Origin of the sequence: Nocardiopsis sediminis (genome assembly GCF_042650565.1) — a bacterium.
Taxonomy (GTDB): domain Bacteria; phylum Actinomycetota; class Actinomycetes; order Streptosporangiales; family Streptosporangiaceae; genus Nocardiopsis_B; species Nocardiopsis_B sediminis.
The window spans coordinates 281,521-307,820 of record NZ_JBHSBH010000013.1; the positions used below are offsets into that span (position 1 = coordinate 281,521).

Sequence of the window (26,300 nt, forward strand, 5' to 3'; positions counted from 1 at the left end):
GTGTCCGGAGCGCGTTCGAGGGCGTGCGCGAGCGTCATTGCGGCGACGGCATGATATGTCGGGAATCACGGCCGCTCGTGGTGTTCCGTCCGAGGTCACGGGGTTGGTCCGATTGTTCGGCCCATGGCGGGCGGAAGGGGCGGCCCGGATGAATTGTGATATGGATCACCATGTGAATCACCGCTTCACCCTCTGACCCGGTAGCCGTCCCGACGCCCACCCGGTGGAGATCATTCTCAATTACCCCTGGTGGAGCGCTGTTTCGGCGGGGGTCGCCGGTCCGATGGTCCCGGCCGGCCGTGGGCGCTGTCGCGCCGAAAGCGGCAAATGAGATTATCAGCGCCGACCCCATCCGGGAACGCCGATTGTCCCCGGTAATGGACGAACGAGTGAATCCCGGAGCCGTACGCGTTAGCGCGGCACGGCGGATTGGGTAAGAGCGGAGAAAGCACCGCCTGAGGTAGGAGGACCCGCGAAAACCCCCAGTGGTATTCGGCACCGCGAGCATGTCCTCCGTCATGGGCCTCGCCCTCATCGGTCCGCACGCGGGCGGCCGTGCCGCCCGCGCCCCCGCCGCCCGCGGGACGCGGGCCCGGGCGACCACGGAAGGATGAGCGATGAGGAGCCGGAATGCCGAACGTGAACGTGCCGATCAAGGTTCTCCTGTACGACAGCCACACGATGTTCCGTGAGTCACTGGCCACGGTGCTCCGCTCCGAGGACGGGCTGCGGGTCGTGGGCGAGACCAGCGACCCCGCCGAGGCCGACGAAGTCGTCCGCGAACGGCGTCCCGACGTGGTCGTGCTCGACGCCGCCGACTCCGCCGAGATCCTGGCCCGCCTCCGCGGGGTCGTCCGGGCCTGGGCCGACGCCCGGGTGCTCATCCTGACCACGCTCGACGACGCCCTGCTGCTCAAGGGCGTGGTCGCCCACGGGATCAGCGGCTACCTGGAGAAGAGCGTGGGCACCGACGACCTCGTCTACGCGATCAAGAGCATCGCGAGCCGCAGAGAGCGCATGGTCATGATGGTGTCGTCGGAGACGCACATCAAAGCGGTGTACAGCGGACGGGCCGCCGCCGAGGTGATCTCCCGCCGCGAGCGCGACATCCTCATCCTGGTCGCGCAGGGCCTGAGCAACGCCCAGATCGGCCAGAAGCTCGCGATCTCCGAGGGCACGGTGAAGCGGCACCTCGGGAATGTGTTCGTCAAGCTGGGGGCGGCCTCGCGGATCGACGCCGTGAACAAGGCGAAGGCGGCGTCGCTCATCCCCTCGCCTCTGGGGTGAGCGCCTGGCCGGCCTCGCCGGAAAGCCGGAGGGACGGTGACCCGGGGAGGCGGGCGCCGGGCCACCGTCGGCGGTTCCGGTCAGGTGTCGCGGGTCAGGGCGGCCTCCGACGCGCCGTCGAGGGTGGCCACGACCCATTCGTTGAAGTCGCGCCGCATGGTCTTGGCCGCCTGCTGCCAGCGGCGCTCGCGTTCGGCGGGCACCCGGACCCGGACGGTCCGGGCGAGGCCGGACGGGGTGGCGGCCGCACCGGCTCCGGCGGTGTCGCCGGTGCCGCCCCCCGCACCGCCTCCCGCGCCCGCGCCCGCGCTCGCGGCCCCGGCGGCCGGCCCGCCGGACAGCGCCGCCGACCGGCTGAGCCGCATCCGCCGGCGCAGTTCATTGCGTGACCAGTGCCCCTTTCCGGCGAGGTCGAGCCAGAAATCCTGTTCGCCGGGCGGCAGCGACACCACTTCGGCGTGGTGGGCGAAGCTGAGCTCCGCGCGGCGCCGCGCCGCGGGGAACCCGCGGGCGACCCACGCATAGTTGCGCAGCGTCTTGTAGTCGAGGGACGTCTTGGCCAGGGCTTCGCGGTAACGGGACCCGTACGTGCGCTCTCCGAAGACGAGCCAGTCGCCCATCCACCAGCCCATGGCGTCGGAGATGCGGAAGAGGTGGTCGCCGATCCGCTGCCAGGTCGAAATGGGGAGATCGTCGGGGAGATGCAGGCCGTTTCCCCGGGTCAGGGCGGCTCTGTCGATGGAGAATTCACGACCGCGCGCCAGAACACGGACAGGCCGATGGTCCCGTTGATGACGTTCCACAATTCGTCCTTTTGTGTCGGGGGAAATGTCATCTCGAACATCGCCGAGGGCGCGGATGCGTTCGGTGACCGGGCCCTCGTGAAGGGGCCGGGCAGGCCGCTCGGCAGTGGAGTGCGGTGATTGAGGCGCCCGTGCGCGTCGGGACCGCTGAACTAGAGACCGCGAGGGAGGAAGCGGATGCCGGGGCGGGATCTGCGCAACGGCCGCGGCTGGCGGGAGGGGCTTCCTCCATGGGGGGTGAGGAACCGCCGCATGAGCATCCTCGATTCGCTCGCCGCCGGTTTTAATGCATCCCTACGCGGTGGATGCTATGCCCTTGAGAATAGATCCATATGTGGGGATCAGGCAAACCTTGTGCGGGCAAACGAAAGGTAAAGGCGAACTTCGGACCGCTCTTTTCCGGTGAATTCGGCGGACCGTAGTAACGGGCCCGTCTCGCGGCGGATCGGGGAAACCGCGGAGCCGCCCACGAGGCCCGCCGGAGCCGCCGCCGAGCCCGGGACGAGCGCCCGAGGCCGTCGGCCGCGGGCGCTCAGACCGCCAGGAAGAGGGCCATGACGCCGACGACGATCACCGCGATCACGGCGAGGTAGATCATCGTCCCGGCCCACGTGTAGCGGATGAAGCGCTCGACCTCAGGGGGGTCGGCGGTGCGGGTGAGCGCCACGACACCGAACGCGATCCCGGGGATGTTCACCAGCAGCGCGAGCAGCGGCAGGCCGATCACCAGGAACATCAGCGGGAAGAACAGGGTGAGCAGCGCGCAGATCAGCCCTGCCACGGCGCTGCCGACACGCGCCGGCGGGCCGGACGGCGGGCGCGCGGCGGGACCGGGCCCGAACGGCGCCGGAGGCGCCGCCGCCGGAACGCGCGGCGGGCCGCCGATCGGAGCGCGCCCGAACACGCCGGTGGCCCCCGGGGAGGCCGGCTCGCCGTCCCAGTACCGCTGCGCCGCACCGTGCATGTGGTCGCTCATCGACAGACCGCCTTCCGCGTCGTCCTCCACACATACCCGATCTCGCGGCCTCCATGGGCGGTTCCGGGACGCTCCGGAGCGGAGCGGCCGATTCAGTAATTGATCGGGGCGAACCCCTCGACCCAGGAGCCGGCCTGGGTGAGGATCACCAGGAACGACACCGCCATCACCATGAACATCACGGCAGCGGCGCCCAGGGCGTACCAGGAGTAGCGGGTCAGGACCTCGGCCTCTTCGTAGCGCCCCCTGTCGCGCTTGTGCGCGGCGCGCACGGCGAAGACCATGCCGATCACCCCGAACAGCCAGTTGGCGCAGCACAGGAACGTGAGCGCGTGCAGGATCAGCGCCATGGTGGAGCTGCTGGCACCGCCGTTGGAGCGTTCCCGCGGGCCGTCGTCCGCCACATCGTCGCGCGCGTCCCGGCTCCGCGTCCGCTCCGCGCGCCCGCGCCCGTCCTCGCCCGGCCCATCCGCATCCCGATCCGATCCGGCATACGGCACCGGCGCGGACCGCTGCCGCTGCGGCTCATCGGCCCACCGCGGCGGAGCGGCATCCGGCGAACGGAGGGGAAAGCCGCCGGTGGCGGCCGATCCGCCCTGCTCAGGAGGGCGTCCGGGTGCGTTGGCCGGAGGGGGCGGCCCCGGTGCCTGCGGCTCGTGGCCCGCACCGGGCCCTGTGCCGTGTGCCCACCCCGGCGCGCCGCTCGGACCCGGCTCGGGGAAGGGCCCTTGGGGGCGCGCCGGGTGCGGCGGCACGCCGCCGGCATCGGGACCCGGGCCGGTACCGTGACCCGGCCCCGCTGCTCCTCCGGCCGCGGACTCCCACGGGGCGGGGTCGAGGCGCCGGGGCCGCGGCGGAGGCCCGGGGGGACCGCCGCCGGCATCGGGGCCCGGACCCGGCGCGTAACCAGGGGACTCGTGACCAGGGGGCTCATCGCGGGGTGAGGACGCTCCGGGCGGCTGCGGATCGTTGCTCATGGGCGCTCGCCATCTCTCTCCGTGGGCCGACACGTCTGGCCTATCCCACCAGAATCCCATCCCCGTCGGGAGTGCGGTCTCCGCAATGGTCCGCCGCATCCGCCGGCCCTGCCGGCCGTCCGTGCGCCCGGCGACCCCCGCACCGCACGCGCGCGGCCCCGGGGTGCCATCCTCGGCAGGGTGTGGACCGACATGCTCCCCCTCCTGCCGGTCGCCTCGGTGGCGGCGTTCGTGATGGCGGTGGTGTCGGCCGTGGCCGGGTTCGGCGGCGGGGTCCTCCTGCTCCCGGTGTTCACCGCGTTGTTCGGGCTGCAAACGGCGGTGCCCCTGCTGACGCTGACCCAGCTGTCCTCCAACGCCTCCCGGGTCGTGCTGAACCGGCGCGAGCTCGACCGGCGGCTGATCGGCTGGTTCGCGCTCGGCGCCGTCCCATGCGCCGTCGCGGGCGCGCTGCTGCTGGCCCACGCGCCCCTCGCGCCGCTCACCCGGCTGCTCGGGCTCTTCCTGATCGCGATGGTGGTGTGGCGCCGCTTCGGCCGCACACCGGGCCGCCTTCGCGACCGGGCGTTCGCCGCGGTCGGCGCCGCGTCGGGCCTGGGCTCGGCGCTCCTGGGCGCCGTCGGGCCGCTGACCGCCCCGTTCTTCCTCGCCGCGGGGCTGACGCGGGCGGCCTACATCGGCACCGAGGCCGCCAGTGCGCTGACCATGCACGTGACGAAGACCATCGCCTACGGAGCGGGCGACCTGCTGACCCCCTCGATCCTGGTGTTCGGCCTGGCCCTGACCCCGGCCGTGCTCGCCGGGGCCTGGGCCGGCAAGCGGATCGTGGCCCGCATCAGCGACCGCGTCTTCGTCGCCCTGGTCGAACTCGGGCTCGTGGCCGCCGGGATCCTGTTCCTGATCGGCTGGTGAGCCGGGCCGGAGCGTCCCGGCGCACGACGGGGTGCGCGATCAGCCCGGGGCGGCGGTGCCGATGTCGGCGACGCCGGTGATGCGGTGGACCGCGAATCGGTGCACCGCCGCGCGGGTGGCGTCGTAGGCCGTGAGGTAGCCGCCGTCGACCCGGGCGGGCTCCACGATCCGGCTGCTCGCCCGGCCGTCGGCGTCCAGGTAGCCGATCCAGACCCGCCGCCCCTGGGCCGCCGCGTCGGAGAGGGCGCTCATGGTCGCCGCCGTGGGCGAGCGGGGCGGGGCGGCATCGGGCGCCGGAATGGGGCTGCGCGCCGCGGTCGCCGCCTCGTCACCCGCGCGGACGGCGCGCACCGCCGCCGCGCGCAACTCGGGCCCGGGCGCAGCGGGCTCCTCGAAGGCACGGGACACGGGCCGGGCATCGGCGCGGCGCACGGTGGGCCGCTCCAGCTGCACCGACCCGTCGGCCGCCTCGGCGACCGCGTGGTAGCCCAGCTCGTCCAGCCGCTCCAGGAGAACGGGGCGGCTGCTGCGGCTGGCGATCACCGTCGGCGCGAGCCGGAACAGGGCGAGGTCGGCCGCGCGCCGGTCGCCCGCCAGCTCGTCGAGGACGGCCGGCTCGTCGCAGCGTAAGTAGCTCGACGCCGTGCCCGCGCGCAGCCGCCCGTGCCGCCGGCCGATGTCGGCGATCAGGTAGCGCAGCGGCTGGGGAAGCGGGGTGCGCGAGTGGCGCTCCAGGAAGTCGGTGAGGTCGGCCGCCCCACGCCCGGCGTCCAGCGCGCGGCGGACGGACTCGGCGCCGAACCGGTACACGGTCGCCCCGCCGGTGGACTCCACGTCGGCGGCGAGCGCCAGCTCGCGGGCGAGCTCCGGCACGAGCGGACCCGGGGCGACCGCGGTGAGGTCGCCCTGGACGAGGATGTGGTCGAGCGGGCGCGGCAGGTCCGGGCCGAGCAGCGCTGCCGACCGCGGCGCGGGGTGCTCGGCGAGCGGCGCCTCCCCGGTGTGCAGCTCCTCCAGGAGCGCGCGGGCGTGTGGTGCCAAGGCCGTGCCGCCGCCGGTGAAGCCGAGGAGCCCGGCCTCGCGGAGGGCGATCTCCGCCAGCTCGGTGTAGGCCGGGCCCTGGCGGCGCGGGCGCTGCCAGGCCAGGCGCTCGGCCACGGAGCCGGGCTCGGGTGCGGTGCCCTCGGGCGCCGCCGCCAGCGCGTGCAGGACATCGAGGCGGACCTCGGGCGCGGAGCGCCGCTCCAGCCCTTCGCCGAGGATGTTGCGCGACCGCCCGCGGGCGTCCTTGGAACCGCCGAGTGCCGCCACACGGGTCGACCGCAGCCACGCCTCGGCCAGGCGCAGCCACCGGCGCTCGGGCTCCGACGCGCGCCACACGTCGAAATCGTGGGTGGGCAGCCAGTCGCCGTCGACGTCGTCATCGGCCCCGAGCAGCCCGGCGGCGTGGGCGGTCTCGATGAACAGGGCCGCCGTGGGTTCGTCGGCGTCCAGCTCCCGCGCCGCGCGGCGCAGGTCGCGCGCGCCCAGGCCCCCGCTGCGCAGGACGGCGGGCGGCTCGGCCGACCAGTGCTCCAGCAGCTCTTCGACCGACCGGATGAGCGTGAACGCCTGGCCGGCCGCGGCCCGGGCGATGACGGCGGCCGGGCGCTGCGGGCCGGCCGGCTCGGGGGGAGCGGACGCGTCCTCCCGGAACAGCCGCCCCCCGCGCAGGTGCAGGCCGACCTCCAGGGGCAGGACGACCGTGGTGTCGTCGGCGGCGACGAGCAGCCCGCGGGCGAGCAGCCGGTCGATGGGGGAGGCGGCGGTGGCGGTGGAGACGTCGCGCGCGGCCCCGGAGACGGTGCCGTGCGGCGGCCCCCACACGAGCCGGTCCAGGACGGGGCGCGCATCGGCGCCGGACTCGTCCAGCAGGGCGGTCAGGCGGCCGGGCCGGGCGAGTTCGGCGCTGATCCGCTCGGCGGGGTCGCCGCCGTTGTAGCCGGTGGGCAGGCCGAGGTCGGCGGCGAGCCGGTCGAGCCGCGCAGCGGGGCGGGCGGCGAGCAGCACCCGCAGCGGCTGCCCCAGGCCCGCGGGGCGGGTGAGGATATCGCGCAGCACGGTGACCGGGCGCAGCCGCCCGGAGTCGGGCCAGACGAGGGCCGCGGCCAGGAGGCGGTCCAGCGCGTCGTCGAGGCGGTCCGCGGGGGCGCCGAGGGCGGTGCCGAGCCGTTCGCGGGTGACGCCCGGCGGGGTGGCCACGCGGTCGTCGCCCAGGGCGACGAGCCCCTCCAGGACCTCCAGGGTGAACCGGTCGAGCCGGTCCAGCACGCGCAGCACAGCGGGCCGCGAGGTCGCGCGCGCCGCCAGGCCGGCGATATCGGCGGGGACGGGGGCGGCGAGGTCGGGACGCACGGCGAACAGCGAAGCCAGGTCCGAATCGGACAGGTTCCGCAACCATGAGGTGAAGGTGGAGGGCCTGCCGCCGGAGGCCCCCTGCGCTTCGCTGTCGACGATCATCGACCATCACGCTATGCGATGCGCCGCCTCTGCGGCAGACCCGTGTGCGGCGTTGCACATCGCCACCTGCTCCGCAGCCCGTTGTGCCGCGGCCCCTCAGCCGTCGAAGCGGATATCGACCGACCGCACCCCCTGGAGCGCGGGGATCCACTGGGTGTCGTCGCGGCCGGAGCCGACCTGGCTGCCCGTGCACCCCTTGCCCGAGTAGAAGACGTAGGTGGCGATGGGGTCGGCATCGGCGAACGCGATCATCCGGGGGCCGAAGTCGTGGCAGCCGTCGCCCACCTCCAGGATCTCGTAGTCGACGCCGGGGACCGAGTACATCTCCAGCGATCCCGACCCCGCGTGCGCGGGGGCGGGCGCGGTGGTGGCGGCGACGGCCAGGGCGGCGCCCAGCAGCGCCGTGAGACGGGTGCGCATACTTCTCCTCTGTTCTCCGGTCGGGCGGGTGGTCGCGGGTGGAACGGCGGCCGCGGGGGGACGCCGCACCGATGCACCGCACGAAGTGATCGTATGACTACGCAACGTGTCGCGCGGCCGTATGCACAGCCGCGCGCCGGTTTCCGCCGCCGCACGTTCCATCTGTCGCCCGACGGGATTTCTGGGGCGTATGCGGCCGAGTGTGGCACTATCCAGTCCTGATCCCCTGATCCGCGATCCATCGCCGGCCCATCGCCGGCCCGGCCCCGTTCGCGGATCCACCGGAGCCGGCCGGGCCCCGGCGCCGACCCGGGAGGAGCCGCGTTGCAATGACCGAACAGGCCGAACGCATGGTGCTGGACTACCTGTCGAAGGTCGCCGACCTGGCCTATGGGCGGCTGCCGTCCCGGCGGCGCGCCGGCTACCTCGCGGACCTGCGCTCCCGCATCATGAGCGCCTGCGAGGCGGCGGGCGCCGAGCGGCCCGAGGACGTCGAGCGCGTGCTGGCGGGCTTCGGCGCGCCCGGCCGGCGGTTCGAGCGCGACCAGGCCCGCGCCGAGGGCGACGCCGAAGAGGAACCGGAGCGGGCCGTCGACCGCCGGCTGCACCCCACCCGCAGCTACCGTCCGGCCCCGTGGAAGGACCAGGGCGCCGCCGGCGGCGGCGCCCCGGCCGTGCTGGCGCCGCCCAGCGTCCTGGTGACCGTCCTGCGGTCCTGGGTGCGCCGCCCCGCCGAGGCGGCCTCCATCGCCGTGTACCTGTTCAGCGGCATCATCGGCCCATTCGCGTTCGCCTGGGTCGTGGGCGCGGCGATGGTCGGCCTGAGCCCGGTGTGGACGCGGCGCGACAAGTGGATCGCGGTGGGCGTCCCGATCGCCGCCACCCTGACCGGCATGCTGCTCTGGCAGCCCGACGTCGCCTACATCTACGCAGACCAGTTCATCCAGCGGTCCCTGGCGGAGACCGGCGTCCTGGGGCTGCGCGTGGCCGCGGTGCTGGGCGCCGTGTACCTGACCGTGCGGCTGCCGCGTGCCGCGGGCACGGCGTCAGGCGGTGAGTCCCCGCCCCAGTGACGCTGCGCCGTGTACCCGGCCGTGCAGCCGCCCCGTACCACGGGTACCCCGTCCGGTCGGTGAGCCGCCCGCCCCTGGTGTGTCCGGGCGGCCGCCCGCAGGCCGCACAACTGCGTCATCGGCTGGCAAATGCTCCGGAATATCATCGTTGACCTGCTGATTCATCGGCGTGTCGATACCCCGCTCGGGTGATGATGGGTGGGCGTTCCGCATGGGTTCTCGGCGAGTGGGGCGCACGGAAGAGCCGTGTTCCGGCTACGGCACGCGGCGTCGTGAGGGTTGACGGCGAACCCGTCCCGCCGGATCCCGTCCCATCACTCCGCAACCGGGGGCGACGGGGGCGGCCGTCAATGGAGAGGCCCGGAGATCCGCATCCGGGCCTCTCGCCTGTCCGGTGCACGAGCGGCGAGCACGCCCCCATATATCCCTCGCTTCGAGAGATCGCCGCGCATTAGCCTGGAAACGCCCCCGTGAAAAGATGGGGACGAGGAGGCCGGTGGAGCCGCGCGCACGGCGCGGCGGATCCGCCCGGCTTCCTCATGCATGTTTCGACGGCGAGAGCGTGAGGTCAACGTGCCCACCGGCAAGGTCAAGTGGTACGACAGCGACAAGGGATTCGGTTTTCTCACTCGCGACGACGGCGGCGAGGTCTTCGTGCACTCCTCCGCCCTGCCCCAGGGGGCCGACCCCCTGCGTCCCGGACAGCGGGTGGAGTTCGGGGTCGTCGAAGGCCGCAAGGGCGCCCAGGCGCTCCAGGTGAAATCGCTCGACGCGCCACGCTCGGTGGCGAAGGCGTCGCGCAAGAAGCCGGACGAAATGGTCCTCATCGTCGAGGACCTGATCAAACTCCTCGACGGTGTCTCCACGACCTATCGTAGGGGTAAGCATCCCGAACGCCGGGAGGCCGCGAAGATCGCCCAGGTGCTCCGCGTCGTCGCCGACGACTTGGAGACCTGAGCCCCCGGCCCGCCGGCGCCGGGGGCCACGCCGACCGGCCCGCCCGGCGGCCGCCCGCGGGTTTCGGGCGCGCCGCCGGACGGCACCCGACGCGACGTAACGGTCGGCTATCGATCGGTGTGGTGGTCAAGTTGGTGCCGGTTATCAGCGAAAATGGAACCGTGAGCCGTAGCCGTCGTTCTCCCGCACCAGACAAGGCATGTATCGAAGCGGTAGGTCTCGCCCGTGATGCGGCGGCCGAGATCGCCTTCCCCGAATGGGTCGGCGACCACCTCGCGGCGATCGTCGAAGGCGACCGCCTGGTCACCCATTTCTTCGCCTGCCTCGATCCCGCCTACCCCGGCTGGCACTACGCCGTGACCGTCGTGCGCGCCTCGCGCGCCAAGGTCGTCACGGTGAACGAAGCCGTGCTCCTGCCCGGCGATTCGGCTCTGCTCGCGCCCGAATGGGTGCCGTGGAAGGAGCGGCTGCGCCCGGGCGACCTGGGCGTGGGCGACCTCCTGCCCAGCCCCGAGGACGACGAGCGCCTCATGCCGGGCTTCGCCCAGGTGGCCGAGGACGACCTCAAGGAGGAGGGCCTCGACCGGCAGATGGTCTGGGAGCTCGGCCTGGGCCGCCCCCGTGTGCTCTCGGAGGCCGGCCGCGAGTCCGCGGCGGAGCGCTGGTACACCGGCGACGCCGGCCCGCGCAGCCCCATCGCCGCCGCCGCCCCCGCCCAGTGCGCCACCTGCGGGTTCATGACCCCGCTGGCCGGTGAGTTCCGGCAGATGTTCGGGGTCTGCACCAACGAGTTCGCCCCCGATGACGGCCGCGTGGTCTCCCTCGACCACGGGTGCGGCGCCCACTCCGAGGCCTCACAGCCCGCACCGCGCCCCGAGCCCGTCGCCCCGGTGGTCGACGAGCTGGGCTACGACCACATCGTCTTCGACGACACGACGGGCCTGGAGCTGGTCTCGACCGACGGCTGATCCGGCGCGCCGCTGTACCGCTTCGACGACACGACGGGCCTGGAGCCGGTCCCCACGGACGGCCGACGCCAGTCACCCGCACCGTACCGCGCCACCGCTCCGGCCCCGCCCGATTCGGGACGGGGCCGGAGCGCTTTTCGGGCCGCCCTCCGTCGCCGCCCCGCGCGCTCCCCAGGGCGGGCCCGCACGCGTCCGCGGACGCCGTCGCCGCAGCCCAGGACGCCGGGGCGCGGCCAACGGGCGCGGGCCCGGAGAACCCCCGCGGAACACTCGCGTGCGGCTGTGGAAAACCCCACCGTGAATGGTCTCCCGGTCGCGTACCGTGGTGCAGCACCCACCCCGGGAGGAGTCCCCATGGCCCAGACACACCCCGACCCGTTCGGCACGGCCGAACTGCGTCGGCGTGTCCTCGACGGATGGGCCGACGCACCCGCCCGTTTCCGTGAGGACGCCAACGCCGAGGAGGACCACGCCCTCGGCGGCTACCGCGACCGCGCCGTCATCGAGCTCGCGCAGAACGCCGCCGACGCCGCCCAACGGGCCGGCGCGCCCGGCCGCCTGCTCCTCACGCTCGACCCCGCGGGGTTCACCGCGGCCAACACCGGGGCGCCCCTCACCGCCGCCGGGGTGGAGTCCCTCGCCACGCTCCGCGCCTCCGCCAAGCGCGACGAACCCGCCGGGCACGGCACCGTCGGCCGCTTCGGCGTCGGCTTTTCCGCGGTGGCCGCCCTGAGCGACGACATCACCGTGGCCTCCCGCACTGGGGCGGTGCGGTGGAGCCTCGACCTCGCGCGCCACGCCGTGCGCACGGGCCTGCTCGACTCCGGCCGCGCCCGCCCCGAGCTCGCCGAGGAGATCGGCCGGCGCGACGGCCACCTCCCGCTGCTGCGGCTGCCCTTCCCCGACCCCTCCGCGCCGCCCGAGGGCTACGACACCGCGGTCCGCCTGGTGCCGCGCGACCCCGCGGCACGCGACCGCTTGCGCGCCCTGCTCGACTCCACCGACGAAGCCCTGCTGCTCGCGCTCCCCGGGCTCGCCGAGGTCCGCATCGTCGCCGACGGCGCCGAACGCGTCCTCACCCGCGAACCCGGCACCGACCCCGGCCACGTCCGCACCCGCGTCGCCGATTCCGCCGGCGAGCGCACCGTCGTCTGGCGCACCGCCACCCGCACCGGCCGCTTCGAGCCCTCACAGCTCGCCGACCGCCCCACCGAGGAGCGCGCCCGCCTCGACTGGGCGGTCACCTGGGCGGTGCCCGTCGGCGACGACGGCCAAGTCCGCGACCTCCCGCCCGGGGTCCGCCGCGTGGTGCACGCACCCACCCCCAGCGACGACGAACTCGACCTCCCCGCCCTGCTCATCGGCGCGTTCCCGCTCGGCCCCGACCGCCGCCGCGTCGCCCCGGGGCCCGCCGCCGACACCCTGATCGCCGCGGCCGCCGACACCTACACCGACCTCCTGCGCGGCCTCGGCGGCCGGGCGGCGCTCGACCTCGTCCCCGCCACGCTCATGGGCCGCGGCGAGTTCGACGGCCGCTTCCGCGCCGCCGTCGCCAAGCCGCTGCTCGACACCCCGTTCCTCGTCACGGCCGGGGGCGAGCCCGTCCGCCCCCGCGACGCCGTCATCGTCGAGGGCGGCCCCGAGGTCACCGCCGTGCTGGCCGACCTCATCGGCACCGCGCTGCCGGGCGACTGGAACCCCCACCACCCCGCGCTCGCCCAGCTGCGCGTGCGCCGCATCGGCCTGGCCGAACTCGCCGACCTCCTCGCCGACCTCGACCGCGAACCCGAATGGTGGGCCCGCCTCTACGCCGCGCTGCGCGCCGCGGGCCGCAGCGGCGCCGACCTCGGCGAGCTCGGCGCCCTGCCCGTGCCGCTGGTCGACGGCCGCCTGGTCCGCGGGCCGCGCGGGCTGCTCGCCCCCGCCCCCGGCACCTTCGGCGCCGGCGTCCTCGACCCCGCCGTGCTGGCGCCCCTGGGCCTGCGCATCGTGCACCCCGGCGCCGTCGACGAACTCCTGACCCGCCTGGGGGCCGTCGAGGCCAACGCGGCCGCGGTCCTCACCGACCCCCGCACCCGTTCGGCGGTCGAGAACTCGCTCGACGCCGACGACCCCGAAGAAGTCGCCACCCCGGTGCTGCACCTGGTGGCGGCGTCCTCCACCACGGTCGCCGACGAACCCTGGCTGGCCGAGCTCGCGCTGCGCGACGACGAAGGCGGCTACTCCGTCGCCGGGGAGCTGCTGCTGCCCGGCAGCCCCCTGCTGGGCGTCCTCACCGATGACGCCCCCTTCGGCGTCGTCGCCGACGACCTCGTGGAGCGCCACGGCGCCGCGGCGCTGGAGGCCGTCGGGGTGCTGCGCACCTTCGCGCTGGTCCGCGCCGGCGACCTCACGCTCGGCCCGGCCCTGGCCGACGAGGACCTCCCGCTCGACGGCCTGGAGGAATGGGCCGAGGACGTCGCCGAGCGCTTGGGCGACGGCGCCGAGCTGCCGCCGGTCGTGCCCGAACTCCTCGCGGTGGCCGACCTCGAATTCGTCCGCGACGACCGCTGGCCGCAGGCCCTGGAGCTGCTGGCGGCGCCGCCGCTGCGCGCCGCCGTGGTCGAGCCGGCGCGGGTACTGCGCGGCGACGGCCGCGGGGCAGACGTCCCCTCCTACACCGCGTGGTGGCTGCGCACGGGCGCGCTCCTCGACGGCCGCCGCCCGATCGAGCTGCGGGCGGCCGACTCCGACCCCGCGCTGTCCGGGCTCTACGACCCCGCGCCGGGCACCCTCGACCCCGGCCTGGCCCGGGCCCTGGGCGTGCGCAGAGGCCTCGCCGACCTCATCGCCGACCCCGACGGCCCCGAGGACCTGATAGATCGCCTGGCCGACCCCGAACGCCACGTCGAGCGCGCGGTCCTGCGCGACATCTGGACCGCGCTCGCCGCGGTCGACAGCGACCGGGTCGCCCCGCCCGAGCAGGTGCGCGCGGTACGCGGCGGCGCGATCGTCGTGGCCGGCGCCGACGACACCGTCGTCCTCGACTCCCCGGACCTCCTGCCGCTCCTGGGCGACCGCCCGGCGGTGCTGGTCCCCGCGGAGCATGCGGTGGCGGTCGCCGACGTCCTCGACCTCGCCCTGGCCAGCGAGGAGATCGAGGGGCGGGTCACCTCCACCGGCGAGGTCCGCCCGGTGCCCGATGAGGTCCGCGCCTTCCTCGACACCGGGGTGCTCACCTACCTGCACCACGAGGAGCTGATCGTCGACGGCGTCGCGGTCGAATGGCGGTGCGACGGCGGCACCCCGCACGCCTCGGGCACCGACGGCCTGGCCCGCGCCCTGTGCTGGAAGGCCGGCCGCTGGTCGCAGCGCCACCTCATCGCCGCGGTCCTTCGCGACCCCAGAGGGCTGCCCGCTCTCCTGGCAGAGGCCGACCTGGACTGACGCGTCGGGACGGGGTCTCAGCGCGCCACGCGGAAGAACCCCTCGGCGATGAGGGAACGCAGCACGTCGGGCGTGCGCTCACGGACGGCGGCGGGGTCCTGCTCGGTGAGTTCGGCGATCGCGTCGAGCAGCGGCCCCACCGGCATCGTGCCGTCGCACACGCTCGCCAGCGCCGCTTCCACGGTGCCCACCTGGGCCACCCGGCGCAGGCCGCCGCTCTGCCGCAGCAGGATCCGCTCCGGGTCGGGGGCGCCGGGCACCCCGATCCGCTCCTCCACCACCCCCGGCGCCAGCGCCACGTGCGCCGACAGCAGGGCGGCGTCGGTCAGCCGGTGGGCGGTCATCGCGCCGTCGACGACGCCGGGCAGGTAGGCGCCCACGGGCTGCTCGATGTCGTGCCGGAACTCCTCGACCCGGACCGTGGCGTCCTGCGCGACGTCGTTGCGCAGCGAGATCCAGCCGAACCCGATCGCCCGCACCCCTTCGCGGTCGAAGTAGTCCAGCCAGGCGTCGTAGCGCCGGGTGTACTCGGGGGTGCCCTGCTCGCAGGAGTCGCGCAGCCACAGCTCCACGTACTCGGCCGGGTCCTGCACGTCGCGCTGGACCACCCAGCCCGAGCAGCCGGTGCCGGCGACCCACTCGCCGACCCGGTCGCGCCAGTCCTCGCCGCCCACGTGCAGCCAGTTGGCGAGCAGCTGGCACCAGCCGCCGTCGGTGAGGTGCCGGGGCGCCTGGCGCACCAGCTCCGAGCAGAGGGAGTCGCCGGCGTGGTCGGATTCCCGGTAGGTGTAGCGGGCGGAATCGGGGGTGATGACGAACGGCGGGTTGGACACGATGAGGTCGAACCGCTCGCCCTCGACCGGGGCGAACATCGAGCCCTGCCGCGTCCGCACGTTGCCGGCCCCCGAGAGCGCGCAGCTCATCTCGGCCATGCGCAGCGCCCGCGGGTTGACGTCGGTGGCGATGACCTCGGTCGCGCGCGACGCCAGGTGCAGGGCCTGCACGCCGCATCCGGTGCCCAGGTCCAGGGCGCGTTCCACGGGGCCGTCGACGATGAGCTTGGACAGGGTGGCCGAGGCGCCGCCGGCGCCCACCACATGGTCGGCGCGGGGCGTGCCGTCGCCGGGGCGCACCGTGGGGTCGGACAGCACGTAGCCGGCCCGGCCGTCCTCCAGCTCCCACGGGCCCAGGTGCGCGGTGGCCCGGACCGTGCCGGGGCCGGACTCCAGCAGCCCGGCGTCGACGAGATCGTTCACCGGCAGGATGGCGCGGGCGGCGTCCTCGGAGACCGGTTCCTGGAGCCACCACAGCCGGAGCAGGACGCCCAGCCGTTCCTCGCCCCCGGTGGCGCGCAGGGCGGGGACCAGCTGCTCGCGGGAGAGCGCCCGGGCGGCCATGTCGCCGAGCCGGTCCCGGACGCCGGAGACGGTGTAGTCCGCGTCGGTCAGCGTCTGCCGCAGTCGATCGGCGAGCCGGCGGGGAAGCGCGCGAAACGTTTCAGACACGCGCCCCATTATCAGGCAGGCCCGCCCCCGGTCTCGCGCCGGGCGGCGTGTCGCTCTTCGGCTTCGGCGCGCTTGCGCAGCAGGCGCGGGATGTACGCGTAGCCGAACACGCCCAGGACCAGGCCGGTGGCGCACACCCAGAGCCACCACCGCTCCGAGGGGGCGAGGCCATCGCCCATGGCCAGGAGCACGATCAGCGCCACGGCCCAGGCCAGGCTGCCCAGGGCCGTGGGGACGCGGTAGTCGATCTCCAGGACCTCGGGATCGGGCCGACGGGGTTTGCGCACGGTTTCAGGCTAAGCGATGGATCGGTCACACTCGCCTGCGGCGACCCCCTGTCGCCCCGGGGTTTCCGCTCGCTCGCCCGGAATTCGGAGGTTCGTCCTGATCTGTCCGTGCGAACCTGCAACTAGTCTGACCTCGTACCTTAATCCGGACATGTCAGGCTCGCCGAGTGAATCCAACGCCTCAACCCGCTGAACCGCCCGCCGACGCCGAGGAACAGCGGACCCCGGGCCGGACCGGCCTCAAGGGCCGGCTCGACCGGTACTTCCACGTCTCCGCCCGCGGATCGGATTTCCCGCGTGAGATCCGGGGCGGCCTGGCGACGTTCTTCGCCATGGCCTACATCATCGTCCTCAACCCGTTGATCGTGGGCACCGCGCCGGACATGAACGGCGACGAGCTCGGGATCGCCCGGGTCGCGGCGACCACCGCCCTGGTGGGCGGCGTGGTCTCCATCCTCATGGGTGTCCTCAGCCGCTACCCGTTCGCGATCGCCGCGGGCATGGGCCTCAACGTCATCGTCGCCTACACGCTGGCGCCCCAGATGACCTGGGCCGATGCCATGGGGCTGGTGGTACTCGAAGGCATCGTGCTGCTGGTGCTCGTGCTGACCGGGTTCCGCGCCGCCGTCTTCCGCGCCGTCCCGCCCGGGCTCAAGACCGCCATCGCGGTCGGGCTGGGCATGTTCCTCGCGCTGGTCGGGTTCGTCAACGCCGGCTTCGTGCGGCGCGTCCCCGACGCCGCCGGGACCACCGTGCCGGTGCAGCTGGGCGAGGGCGGCCTGTCGGGCTGGCCGATCCTGGTGTTCGTGATCGGCCTGCTGATCACGGTCGCGCTGATCGTGCGCAAGGTGAAGGGCGCGATGCTCATCGGCATCGGCGTGGCCACCGCGGTCGCCATCGCGGTGGAGGCGACCGCGCACGTCGGCCCGGCGGTGGGCGCCGACGGCGCCCCCAACCCCGGCGGCTGGTCGCTGACCGTGCCCGCGCTGCCCGCGTCGGTGTCGGACCTGGTGGCGGTCCCCGACTTCTCGCTCGTCGGGAACTTCTCGCTCTTCGGCAGCTTCTCCAACATCGGCGTCATCGCGGTCATCCTGCTGCTGTTCACCCTGCTGCTCGCCGACTTCTTCGACACCATGGGCACCATGGTGGGCGTCGGCGGCCAGGCGGGGCTGACCGACTCCGAGGGCAACCTGCCCGCGGCGCGCGAGGTCCTGGTGGCCGACGCGCTGGGCACGATCGCGGGCGGCGCCGCCAACGCGTCCGCCAACACGCTGTTCGCGGAGTCGGCGGCGGGGGTCGGCGAAGGGGCGCGAACCGGTATCGCTCCGGTGGTCACCGGCGCGCTCTTCCTGGTGGCCACGCTGTTCTCGCCGCTGGTCGAGCTGGTGCCCTTCGAGGCCGCCACGCCGGTGCTCATCATCGTCGGGTTCATGATGATGACCCAGATCTCCAAGATCGACTTCACCGACTACGCGATCGGGATCCCGGCGTTCCTGACCATCGCCATGATGCCCTTCAGCTACTCGATCGCCAACGGGATCGGCATCGGCTTCATCGCCTACGCGTTCATCAGGCTCGTGCAGGGCCGCCCGCGCGACGTCCACCCGCTGATGTGGCTGGTGTCGGCGGCCTTCGCGGTCCATTTCGCGATCGGTCCCATCGAGACGCTGCTCGGCGTGTGACCTAGGCTCATAGCAGCAGTGGTGCCCTGTCCGCCCTGGGGGCGGACAGGGCACCGGTGTCTGTACGGGTCGCCCCTGATGTCCCCGGAGACCACGGAATGTGGCCGCCGCGCCGGTGGGAATCTCCGCGATACTTGTTATTGTTAGCAAAAGTAATGAGTCATGCTAATGAACCAGCCCCATCTCTCCCGACAGACCCGGACCGACGCGGGTCTGGCAGCGGTGCTCCGAGTGGCCGTCAGCCGGCTGGCCAGGAGGCTGCGCGCCCAGCGTCCGGACGCCTCCCTGTCTCTCGGGCAGAGCGCCGTCCTGTTTACCCTGGCCCGCCACGGGCAGATGACCCCCGGCGCGCTCGCCGACCAGGAGAAGGTCCAGCCTCCGTCGATGACCAGGATCATCGCCGCTCTGGAGGAGCGCGGAATGGTGCGCCGCACGAAGCACCCCGACGACCAGCGCCGACAGCTGGTGGACCTGACCGACGAAGGCCGGGCATTGGTGCGCGCGGACACACGGCGCCGCGAGGCGTGGCTGGCGCAGCGCCTGATCGAGCTGACCGCCGAGGAGAAGGAGACGCTACGCAAAGCAGCGGAGATCCTGGACCGGCTGAGTCAGGCCTAGGGGAAGGCCCGTCCGCCGGGGACATCGCCGTGGCGGGTCCGGGGGAGGATCCGGGCCCGGGAGACGGAGCCCTGGACACAGCCCCGGACGCCGCCGCAGACGCCCCGCCCGCCGGAGCCGTCGCCGTGGCCGGCACCGGCCCCGCCGCACCCGAGGACTTATCCGGCGCCGGGAGACCGGCGTCCCCAGAGCGAGAATCAGCACCCGAACCCCTCCAGCCCGATGCGACCGCCGCGGCCGGCGAGGACGACACCGCCCGCCGCCCGGCCATGTTCCGCTCGCTGCGCAACCGCAACTACCGGCTCTACGCCTCGGGCCAGCTCGTCTCCAACACCGGCACCTGGATGCAGCGCATCGCCCAGGACTGGCTGGTCCTCCAGATCAGCGGCGGCAGCGGCATGGCCCTCGGCCTCACCACGGCCTTGCAGTTCCTGCCCATGCTGCTGTTCGGCCTGTGGGGCGGCACGCTCGTCGACCGCCTCGATAAGCGCCGCCTGCTCATCGCCACCCAGGCCGCCATGGGCCTGCTCGCCCTCGGCCTCGGCGTCATCGCCACCACCGGCGCCGCCCAGGTCTGGCACGTCTACCTCTTCGCCTTCGGGCTCGGCCTGGTCACCGTCGTCGACAACCCCGCCCGCCAGACCTTCGTCGTCGAAATGGTCGGCCCCCGCGACCTGCCCAACGCCGTCGCCCTCAACAGCGCGAGCTTCCAGCTCGGCCGCGTCACCGGGCCCGCCATCGCGGGGCTGCTGACCGCCGCCGTCGGCAGCGGCCCGGTCTTCCTGCTCAACGCGCTCTCCTTCGCCGGCGTCCTCACCGGCCTGCTGCGGATGCGCCCGCAGGAGCTGGAGGTCACCGAGCGCGCCCCGGCGGGCAAGGGGCGGACCCGTGAGGGCCTGCGCTACGTGGCCGGGCGCCCCGACCTCGTCCTGCTCCTGGTCATGACCGTGTTCGTGCAGCTCTTCGGGGCCAACGGGCAGACCCAGATCGCGCTCATGGTCAACAACGTGTTCCAGGCCGGTGCCGCCGCGTTCGGGGTCGCCGCCGCCGCGCTGGCCATCGGCGCCCTCAGCGGCGCGCTCCTCGCCGCCCGCCGGGACAGACCGCGGCTGCGCACCGGGCTGATCGGCGCCTTCGCCTTCGGCCTCGTGCAGATCGCCGCCGCGATCGCCCCCGGATACCTCACCTTCGTCGCCGTGCTGCTGCCCATGGGGATCGCGGCCATGACCTTCACCACCACGCTCAACACCACCTTCCAGCTCAGCGTCGACCCACAGATGCGCGGCCGGGTCATGAGCATCTACATGCTCGTCTTCCTCGGCGTCGCGCCGATCGGCGCCCCCATCGTCGGCTTCCTCGCCGACACCTTCGGCCCGAGGGTCAGCTTCGCCGTCGGCGGCGCGGTGACCGTGGCCGTGGTCCTGGCCGTCACCGCCCTCCTCGCCCGCACGCTCGGGGTCCGATTCCGCTGCACCCCGTTGCGCCGCCCCTTCCTGCACATCACCCGCCCCGACCCCCCGGTTTGCCAACGGAGCGCGACCGGACCATGATCGTCGGTGCACGCCGACGGATGTGAGGTGGGGATGAAGCTCTTCGTCGAACTCCAGCCGCCCAAGGAGGTGCTGGAGGACGTCGAAGCGGCGGTCTCCGTGCTCCCCTCCGTCAAGGGGCTGCGACTGATGGACCGCGAGGAATGGCACGTCACCCTCGTCTTCCTCGGCGAGGTGCCCGACGACACCGTGCCGCTGGTCCAGGAGCGGCTGGAGGCCGAGGTGGCGCGGCACGAGCCCCTGCGGCTCGCGGTCCGCGGCGCCGGGACCTTCCCCGGCGACCCCGCCCGGGCCAGCGTGCTGTGGGCCGGGATCGAAGGCGACCTGGACGAGTTGTCGGCGCTGGTCAAAGGGTTGCGCAGGGCGATACGCAAGACCGGGGTGCAGGTGGACCGCCGCGCCCACGTCCCGCACATCACCCTCGCCCGCAGCGGACTGCCCATGGACCTGGCGGAGCAGCGCACCGCCCTGGCCGGGCTCGCCTCGCCGTTCTGGACGGCCGAGGACATCCGGCTCATGGACAGCCGGCCGGGGGAGCAGCCCCGCTACCGGCCCGTCGCCACCTGGCGGTTAGGCTGAGTCGCGCGGCCGCACCGGCCGCGCCCCGCCGACGATCGAGGTCCCCGATGAGCATGCTCACCAACAACCGCAAGCAGCGCTGGCTGCTGCCCACGGTGCTCGGGGCCATCATGCTCATCGTCGTGATCGGCGCACTCGTCGGCTGACCCCTCTGGACACCGCGTCCCCGTCTGGACTCCACCCATGCGTTGACCCCTGCCCGGTCCCCGGGCACCGCCGCCACCTCCTTCGTGACACGCCACCGAACCCGGAACACCACGAAGGAGTCCCTTGAACACGCCGATCCACATCGACGTCCCTGATGCGCTGGTCGCGTCGCACGGCAAGCCGGACAACCCGTCCGGCCGCGCCTGGCTCGCCGCGCTGCCCGGCCTCGCGGCCGACACGCTCGACCGCTGGTCGCTGCGGCCCGACGGCCCCGCCGCCAACGGCATGGCCGGAATCGTGCTGCCCGTCGTCCGCGACGACGGCACGCCCGCCGCTCTCAAGCTCCAGCCCGCCAGCGAGGACAACGCCGGCACCCCCGCCGGCCTGCGCGCCTGGAACGGCGCCGGAGCCGTGCTCCTGCTCGACCACGACCCCGCCACCGGCGCCATGCTGCTGGAGCGGCTGGACGCCGCCCGCCCGCTGTCGTCCATGGCCGACGACGACACCGCCATGCGCACCCTCGCCGGGCTGCTGGCGCGCCTGACCGCCGTCCCGGCTCCCGAAGGTCTGCGAGGGCTGGCCGGCATCGCCACCGCCATGCTCGACTCCGTACCCGGCGCGGTTCCCGCGCTGCACGACCCCGCCGAACGCCGGCTGGTCCGCACATGCGCGTCGGCCGTGGCCGAACTGGTGGGCGACCCCGGCGACCGCCTGCTCCACTGGGACCTGCACTACGACAACGTCCTCGCCGGCGAGCGGGAACCGTGGCTGGCCATCGACCCCGAACCGCTCGCCGGCGACCCCGGGTTCGACCTGTGGCCCGCACTGAACAGCGGGTGGGAGGCGGTCGTCGCCACCGGTGACGTGGAACGGACGGTACTGCGCCGCTTCGACCTGCTGACCGAGGCGGCCGGCCTCGACCGGCAGCGGGCGACCGGGTGGACGCTGGGCCGCGTGCTACAGAACGCGCTATGGGACATCGAGGACGGCAAGACGGCGCTGGAACCGGCGCAGGTGGCCCAGGCCGCCGCGCTGCTGCGCCGTCAGTCGGTTCCGGTCGCAGGGTGACGCCTGACCGGTCTCCGGCCAAGGTTCCTCCGGCCGCGGTCTCCCGCGGCCGGGGGCCCGGCCCGCGGGTGGCAGGATGACGGCATGAGGATGAGGACCGGCACCGTGATCGCGCTCTCGTCCGCCCTCGCGGTGCTTCCCGCGGTGCCGGCGGCCGCAGAGCCGTCCCCGTCGACCGACCCCGGCCCCGCGCTGCCGGAGGGGTCGGAGGTCCGCTTCCACATCGAGGACCCGCGCATCCTGGAGTCCAGCGGAATGGCCGCCTCGCGGCTGCACGACGGCGTGTACTGGACCCACAACGACAGCGGCGACTACGGCCCCGTTCTCTACGCGGTCGACGAGACCGGGGCGACCGTCGCGACGATCACCCTCACCGGCGCCGGGGTCGAGGCGCGCGACTGGGAGGCGGTGTCGGTCGGGACCGACGACAACGGCGCGCCCGCCGTCTACGTCGGCGACATCGGCGACAACTTCCAGGGCGGCTGGCCCAGCGTCCGCGTCTACCGGTTCACCGAGCCCGACGTGCTCACCGATGCGACTGTCGACGCCACGACCTACACCTTCACCTACGAGGACGGCGGGCGCGACGCCGAGGCGATGATGGTCGACCCCGACGACGGCCGCCTCTACATCATCAGCAAGGAGGTGGCGGGCGGCGTCTACGCCGCACCGGCGGAGCTCGACCCCGAGGGCACCAACACCCTCACCCGGATCGACTCCGCCCCGCTGTTCGCGACCGACGCCGCATTCGCACCGGACGGCCGCCACTACGCCATCCGTACCTACTGGAGTGCGACCGTCTACGACGCCGCCGACGGCGTCCCCGGACGCGGCGTCGACCGGCTCAACCTCCCCGACCTGGACCAGGGGGAGTCGATGACCTTCAGCCACGACGGATCCGCCCTGATGGTCGGCACCGAGGGCGAGCGCAGCCCGGTCTGGCGCATCCCGCTCCCCGACACCGTGGCCGCCGGCGAGGACGGCGGCGACGGGGACGGCTCCGCCGCGGAACCCGGCGCCGACACCGGCGACGGCGCGGGCGCGGACGACGACGCCGCCGCGACCGGCGGCGGCCCGTCCCCACTCCTGTGGACGGGCGTGGGCCTGGCCGTGGTGCTCATCGCCGGGATCGCCCTCCTCGTACGGGCCGCCTGAGCGGCGGTGCCCGGCGCGGCCTCGGACACCCCGCGCCCTCAGACCCCCGCGATCCGCGCGAGGACCTCCGCCCGCTCCATCTCCTCCCGGCCCCCGGACTGGCACAGGTTGAAGCGTTCGAACGCCGACTCCACCGTGCGCGCCACGCACCAGGCCGCCAAGCGGTCCACGGGTTCGCCGAGGATGCCCGACACCAGCGCGAGGCGGCGGCACAGCACCGCCTCGGGGTCGGGGTGGGCGAAGGGGTCGTCCACCTGGACGAGCAGCGGCCACAGGTCGTAGCCCGGGTCGCCGACCATCGGCTTGGGGTCGATCGCCAACCACGGCGCCCGCTCGGCGGCGAGGATGTTGCCCGGGTTGAAGTCGCCGTGCAGGACCACCGTGCGCGCGGCCGTTGCGGGCAGCGACTCCAGCAGGTCGGCCGCCACGTGGACGAAACCGGGGTCGGCGCACTCGGGGCGCAGCCGGTCCAGGCGCTCGCGGAGAAGCGCCGCCCACTCGGTGAGGACGGCGTCGAGGGGTTCCAGCCCGAGGTCGCCGGTCGCCTCCCGGCCCCACAGCCCCACCAGGGTGTGCGCCCCCGCGGTCAGCAGCTCGTCCGCGGGCGCGCACACCGCGGACATCGGGGTGCCGGGCGTGCACCCCTCCAGCAGCAGGGAGAAGCCGTTGCGGGAGGAGCGGAGCAGCCGTACCGCGCCGTCGCCCGCCCAGAAGCGCAGGGCGGTCGCCTCCCCGCTCGCCTCGCGGTGGGGGTAGGACACCTTCAGCACCGCCGGCGAGCCATCGGCGGTGCGCACCGGCGCCGCCCAGGAACAGCTTCCACCCGAGTACGGCGCACGCTCGAAACGCAGCCCCCACGCATCGCGCAGCTCCGCCAGCGCCCCGGGGAGCTCGCGCAGCCACCGCTCGCCGCCGTCGCGGAGGCGGACGTTCGCCGCGACCGCCTCCGGTACCGGAGGCGGCTCGGCGCCGGTCCCGGACGGAATACCCACGGCCTCAACCCTCCCCGAGGAAGATCTCGCGGGCCAGGAAGGCGTGGCGCGAGTGGTCGGTGAACACGCCGTCGACCCCGGCGGCGAAGAACGCGTCGTACTCGGCCGCGAAGCCGCCGAAGGCGGTGGGGCCCGCCCCGGAGCGCAGCGCCTCGGGCAGGAAGTGGTTCTCGCTGCGGAAGGTGTAGGGGTGGACCAGCAGGCCCGCCTCGTGGGCGTCGTCGACCAGCGCGGTGGGCTCGTCCAGTCCGCCGTCGCCGTCGCGCGGCACCACCAGGTCCTTGGCGGGGCCGATGGCGTGCGCGAACCCGGCGACCTCGGCCAGCCCCTCGGGGGTGGTGAAGGGCCGCCAGTGCTCCTCGGTGCCCATCAGGTACACCAGCGGCAGCCCGGTCTCGGCCAGCTTCTTCAGGCTGTCGCTCTCGAAGGACTGGAGGAACACCGGGACCTTCGGCTCCTCCCCGGCGAGCCCGTGCTCGCGGAGGGCGGCGATGAGCGGCGGCTCCAGCTCCAGCCCGATCGAGGCGTGGTAGGCCGGGTGCTTGGTCTCGGGGTAGACGCCGATAGGGCGGCCCAGCTCGGCGGTCAGCCGCTCGGCCAGCCCGATGATCTCCGGCAGGGCCGGGATCTCATAGGAGCCGTCGTGGGCGGCGTTGTCCGGGCGGACATCGGGGATCCGCTCCGTGGCGCGCAGCGTCTTGATCTCGGCGAGCGTGAAGTCCTGGGTGAACCAGCCGGTGTACTCGCGGCCGTCGATCGTGCGGGTGGTACGCCGGTCGGCGAACTCCGGGCGGTCGGCGACATCGGTGGTGCCGCCGATCTCGGGCTCGTGCCGGGCCACGAGGTGGCCGTCGGAGGTCGCGACGAGGTCGATCTCGATGAAGTCGCCGCCGTGCCGGGCGCCCAGCTCATAGGAGCCGAGCGTGTGCTCGGGCCGGTGCCCCGACGCACCCCGATGCGAGATGATCTTGATGCCGGGTTCCTTGGTGTTCCTGCGCACAGCCGAATCCGTCCTCACGAACCTCGCGCGACGCCCGCCGGCGGTCGCCGATGGGCGGCAAAACGGCGGCCGGCCCGCCTCGGTATGGCGAACCGGCCCGGTGACCCTAGGAGACCATGCTCACCCCAGCGCGCCGACCACGTGGTCGATGCTCTCGGTGAGCGCCTGGACGTCGCCCGGCTCGATCGCCGGGAACATGCCCACCCGCAGCTGGTTGCGGCCCAGCTTGCGGTAGGGCTCGGTGTCGACGACCCCGTTGGCCCGCAGCACGGCGGCGACCTTGGCGGCGTCGACGGTGTCGGCGAAGTCGATCGTGCCCACGACCTGGGAGCGCTGCGCCGGGTCGGCCACGAACGGCGTGGCGTAGGGCGACTTCTCGGCCCACGTGTACAGCGCCGCCGAGGACTCCGCGGTGCGGCGCACCGCCCAGTCGAGCCCGCCATGGGAGTTCAGCCACTCGACCTGCTCGGCCAGCAGCAGCAGCGTGGCCACGGCCGGGGTGTTGTAGGTCTGGTCCTTGCGGGAGTTGTCGATCGCGGTCGGCAGGGAGAAGAACTCCGGGATGTAGCGGCCGCCGCCCGCGATCTCTCCGACCCGCTCCAGCGCCTTCGGCGACATGATCGCGATCCACAGCCCGCCGTCGGCGGCGAAGCACTTCTGCGGGGCGAAGTAGTAGACGTCGGTGTCGGCGATGTCGACCGGCAGGCCCCCGGCGCCGCTGGTGGCGTCGACCAGGACCAGGGCGTCGTCGGCGGCACCGGCCACGCGGGCGATCGGCGCCGCGACACCGGTGGAGGTCTCGTTGTGGGTGAGGGCGTAGGCGTCGACGCCGTCCTCGGCGCGCGACGCGGCCAGGGTGCCGGGGTCGGCGGCGATGACGCTGGGCTCGGCCAGCCACGGGGCGCCCTTGGTGACCTTCGCGAACTTGGCGGAGAACTCGCCGAAGGAGAGGTGCTGGGACTTCTCCCGGACCAGCCCGTGCGCGGCGATGTCCCAGAAGGCGGTGGTGCCGCCGTTGCCGAGGACGACCTCGTAGCCCTCGGGCAGGGAGAAGAGCTGCGCCAGACCGGAGCGCACCCGGCCCACGAGGGACTTCACCGGCTTCTGGCGGTGCGAGGTGCCCATGTAGGTGGCCCCGGAGGACGCGAGGGCGCTCAATTGCTCGGGACGGACCTTGGACGGGCCGCACCCGAAACGGCCGTCGGAGGGCAGCAGGTTCGCGGGAATCTCAATCTCGGTCACCTGCGCAATCGTAGTGGCTGACACACCCCGCCACATGGCGAGGGGCGGATCCGCGGGTCCCCGCGGCGGGGGCGGGGCCTGCGCAGGAGCGGAGTTGCGGAAGGGGAAACTCACCGCAAAGCCACACGGATCGACGGCCGAGCTGCATACTCTGGGAAGAACGCATGATCCAGCGCC

Annotated in this window: 22 protein-coding genes; 12 read left to right on the plus strand and 10 right to left on the minus strand. The window is 73.8% G+C overall.

Annotated elements, in window-relative coordinates:
- The first annotated feature begins 630 nt into the window (after window positions 1–630).
- Window positions 631–1,287 carry a LuxR C-terminal-related transcriptional regulator gene (locus ACFOVU_RS21535; protein WP_378536412.1) on the plus strand — a complete coding sequence of 219 codons (657 nt, stop codon included), beginning with the start codon at window positions 631–633 and terminating at the stop codon, window positions 1,285–1,287.
- 80 nt (window positions 1,288–1,367) lie between these two features.
- On the opposite strand, the gene ACFOVU_RS21540 is transcribed toward ACFOVU_RS21535, so the two are convergent.
- The 3 genes from ACFOVU_RS21540 to ACFOVU_RS21550 all read right to left on the minus strand — a co-directional run bounded on the left by ACFOVU_RS21540 (window position 1,368) and on the right by ACFOVU_RS21550 (window position 3,566).
- Window positions 1,368–2,090: an LmbU family transcriptional regulator gene (locus ACFOVU_RS21540; RefSeq protein WP_378536414.1), complete on the minus strand. Its 723-nt coding sequence runs from the start codon at window positions 2,088–2,090 to the stop codon at window positions 1,368–1,370.
- Between the two features lie 532 nt (window positions 2,091–2,622).
- Window positions 2,623–3,066 (minus strand): hypothetical protein, encoded by a 444-nt coding sequence (locus tag ACFOVU_RS21545; RefSeq protein ID WP_378536416.1) that lies wholly within the window; start codon window positions 3,064–3,066, stop codon window positions 2,623–2,625.
- A 92-nt stretch (window positions 3,067–3,158) separates the two neighbouring features.
- Window positions 3,159–3,566: a hypothetical protein gene (locus tag ACFOVU_RS21550; RefSeq protein WP_378536418.1), complete on the minus strand. Its 408-nt coding sequence runs from the start codon at window positions 3,564–3,566 to the stop codon at window positions 3,159–3,161.
- A 669-nt stretch (window positions 3,567–4,235) separates the two neighbouring features.
- Here ACFOVU_RS21550 and ACFOVU_RS21555 point away from each other — a divergent pair.
- Window positions 4,236–4,955 carry a sulfite exporter TauE/SafE family protein gene (locus ACFOVU_RS21555; protein WP_378536420.1) on the plus strand — a complete coding sequence of 240 codons (720 nt, stop codon included), beginning with the start codon at window positions 4,236–4,238 and terminating at the stop codon, window positions 4,953–4,955.
- Between the two features lie 39 nt (window positions 4,956–4,994).
- Here ACFOVU_RS21555 and ACFOVU_RS21560 read toward each other — a convergent pair whose 3' ends face one another.
- Together ACFOVU_RS21560 and ACFOVU_RS21565 are read right to left on the minus strand one after the other, a co-directional pair.
- On the minus strand, window positions 4,995–7,454 hold the full coding sequence (locus ACFOVU_RS21560; protein WP_378536422.1) for a helicase-associated domain-containing protein: 2,460 nt from the start codon (window positions 7,452–7,454) through the stop codon (window positions 4,995–4,997).
- Window positions 7,455–7,550: 96 nt separating this feature from the next.
- Window positions 7,551–7,874, minus strand: a complete 324-nt coding sequence (locus ACFOVU_RS21565) for a hypothetical protein (protein WP_378536424.1) — start codon at window positions 7,872–7,874, stop codon at window positions 7,551–7,553.
- 329 nt (window positions 7,875–8,203) lie between these two features.
- Here ACFOVU_RS21565 and ACFOVU_RS21570 point away from each other — a divergent pair, with 329 nt between their 5' ends.
- From ACFOVU_RS21570 to ACFOVU_RS21585, 4 genes are all read left to right on the plus strand, one after another.
- Window positions 8,204–8,947, plus strand: a complete 744-nt coding sequence (locus tag ACFOVU_RS21570) for a hypothetical protein (RefSeq protein WP_378536425.1) — start codon at window positions 8,204–8,206, stop codon at window positions 8,945–8,947.
- A 573-nt stretch (window positions 8,948–9,520) separates the two neighbouring features.
- The gene (locus tag ACFOVU_RS21575; protein ID WP_378536427.1) at window positions 9,521–9,904 is read left to right on the plus strand and encodes a cold-shock protein; all 384 of its coding nucleotides are present in this window, start codon (window positions 9,521–9,523) and stop codon (window positions 9,902–9,904) included.
- Between the two features lie 161 nt (window positions 9,905–10,065).
- The gene (locus tag ACFOVU_RS21580) at window positions 10,066–10,872 is read left to right on the plus strand and encodes a DUF3027 domain-containing protein (RefSeq protein ID WP_378536429.1); all 807 of its coding nucleotides are present in this window, start codon (window positions 10,066–10,068) and stop codon (window positions 10,870–10,872) included.
- A gap of 354 nt (window positions 10,873–11,226) precedes the next feature.
- The gene (locus tag ACFOVU_RS21585) at window positions 11,227–14,298 is read left to right on the plus strand and encodes a sacsin N-terminal ATP-binding-like domain-containing protein (protein ID WP_378536430.1); all 3,072 of its coding nucleotides are present in this window, start codon (window positions 11,227–11,229) and stop codon (window positions 14,296–14,298) included.
- A 17-nt stretch (window positions 14,299–14,315) separates the two neighbouring features.
- On the opposite strand, the gene ACFOVU_RS21590 is transcribed toward ACFOVU_RS21585, so the two are convergent.
- Window positions 14,316–15,803, minus strand: a complete 1,488-nt coding sequence (locus tag ACFOVU_RS21590; RefSeq protein WP_378536432.1) for a DUF7059 domain-containing protein — start codon at window positions 15,801–15,803, stop codon at window positions 14,316–14,318.
- An 11-nt stretch (window positions 15,804–15,814) separates the two neighbouring features.
- On the minus strand, window positions 15,815–16,090 hold the full coding sequence (locus ACFOVU_RS21595; protein WP_378536434.1) for a DUF2530 domain-containing protein: 276 nt from the start codon (window positions 16,088–16,090) through the stop codon (window positions 15,815–15,817).
- A gap of 167 nt (window positions 16,091–16,257) precedes the next feature.
- On the opposite strand from ACFOVU_RS21595, the gene ACFOVU_RS21600 reads away from it, so the two are divergent.
- The 6 genes from ACFOVU_RS21600 (at window position 16,258) to ACFOVU_RS21625 (ending at window position 22,889) form a co-directional block, all read left to right on the plus strand.
- Window positions 16,258–17,772, plus strand: coding sequence for an NCS2 family permease (locus ACFOVU_RS21600; protein ID WP_378536436.1), 1,515 nt, complete (start codon window positions 16,258–16,260; stop codon window positions 17,770–17,772).
- 168 nt (window positions 17,773–17,940) lie between these two features.
- A complete protein-coding gene (locus ACFOVU_RS21605; RefSeq protein ID WP_378536438.1) occupies window positions 17,941–18,390 on the plus strand; it encodes a MarR family transcriptional regulator in 450 nt (149 codons plus the stop codon).
- Window positions 18,391–18,659: 269 nt separating this feature from the next.
- Window positions 18,660–19,940 (plus strand): MFS transporter, encoded by a 1,281-nt coding sequence (locus ACFOVU_RS21610; RefSeq protein ID WP_378536491.1) that lies wholly within the window; start codon window positions 18,660–18,662, stop codon window positions 19,938–19,940.
- A 33-nt stretch (window positions 19,941–19,973) separates the two neighbouring features.
- Complete coding sequence (gene thpR / locus ACFOVU_RS21615) at window positions 19,974–20,519, plus strand: RNA 2',3'-cyclic phosphodiesterase (RefSeq protein WP_378536439.1); 546 nt, start codon at window positions 19,974–19,976, stop codon at window positions 20,517–20,519.
- A 270-nt stretch (window positions 20,520–20,789) separates the two neighbouring features.
- On the plus strand, window positions 20,790–21,734 hold the full coding sequence (locus tag ACFOVU_RS21620; protein ID WP_378536441.1) for an aminoglycoside phosphotransferase family protein: 945 nt from the start codon (window positions 20,790–20,792) through the stop codon (window positions 21,732–21,734).
- Between the two features lie 90 nt (window positions 21,735–21,824).
- Window positions 21,825–22,889 carry a hypothetical protein gene (locus ACFOVU_RS21625; RefSeq protein WP_378536493.1) on the plus strand — a complete coding sequence of 355 codons (1,065 nt, stop codon included), beginning with the start codon at window positions 21,825–21,827 and terminating at the stop codon, window positions 22,887–22,889.
- A 38-nt stretch (window positions 22,890–22,927) separates the two neighbouring features.
- Here ACFOVU_RS21625 and ACFOVU_RS21630 read toward each other — a convergent pair whose 3' ends face one another.
- The 3 genes from ACFOVU_RS21630 to serC all read right to left on the minus strand — a co-directional run bounded on the left by ACFOVU_RS21630 (window position 22,928) and on the right by serC (window position 26,159).
- Window positions 22,928–23,881, minus strand: a complete 954-nt coding sequence (locus ACFOVU_RS21630; RefSeq protein ID WP_378536443.1) for an aminoglycoside phosphotransferase family protein — start codon at window positions 23,879–23,881, stop codon at window positions 22,928–22,930.
- Between the two features lie 4 nt (window positions 23,882–23,885).
- Complete coding sequence (locus tag ACFOVU_RS21635) at window positions 23,886–24,881, minus strand: glycerophosphodiester phosphodiesterase family protein (RefSeq protein ID WP_378536445.1); 996 nt, start codon at window positions 24,879–24,881, stop codon at window positions 23,886–23,888.
- A gap of 120 nt (window positions 24,882–25,001) precedes the next feature.
- Entirely contained in the window at window positions 25,002–26,159 is a 1,158-nt protein-coding gene (gene serC, locus ACFOVU_RS21640) for a phosphoserine transaminase (RefSeq protein WP_378536447.1), read from the minus strand.
- Window positions 26,160–26,300 lie beyond the last annotated feature (141 nt).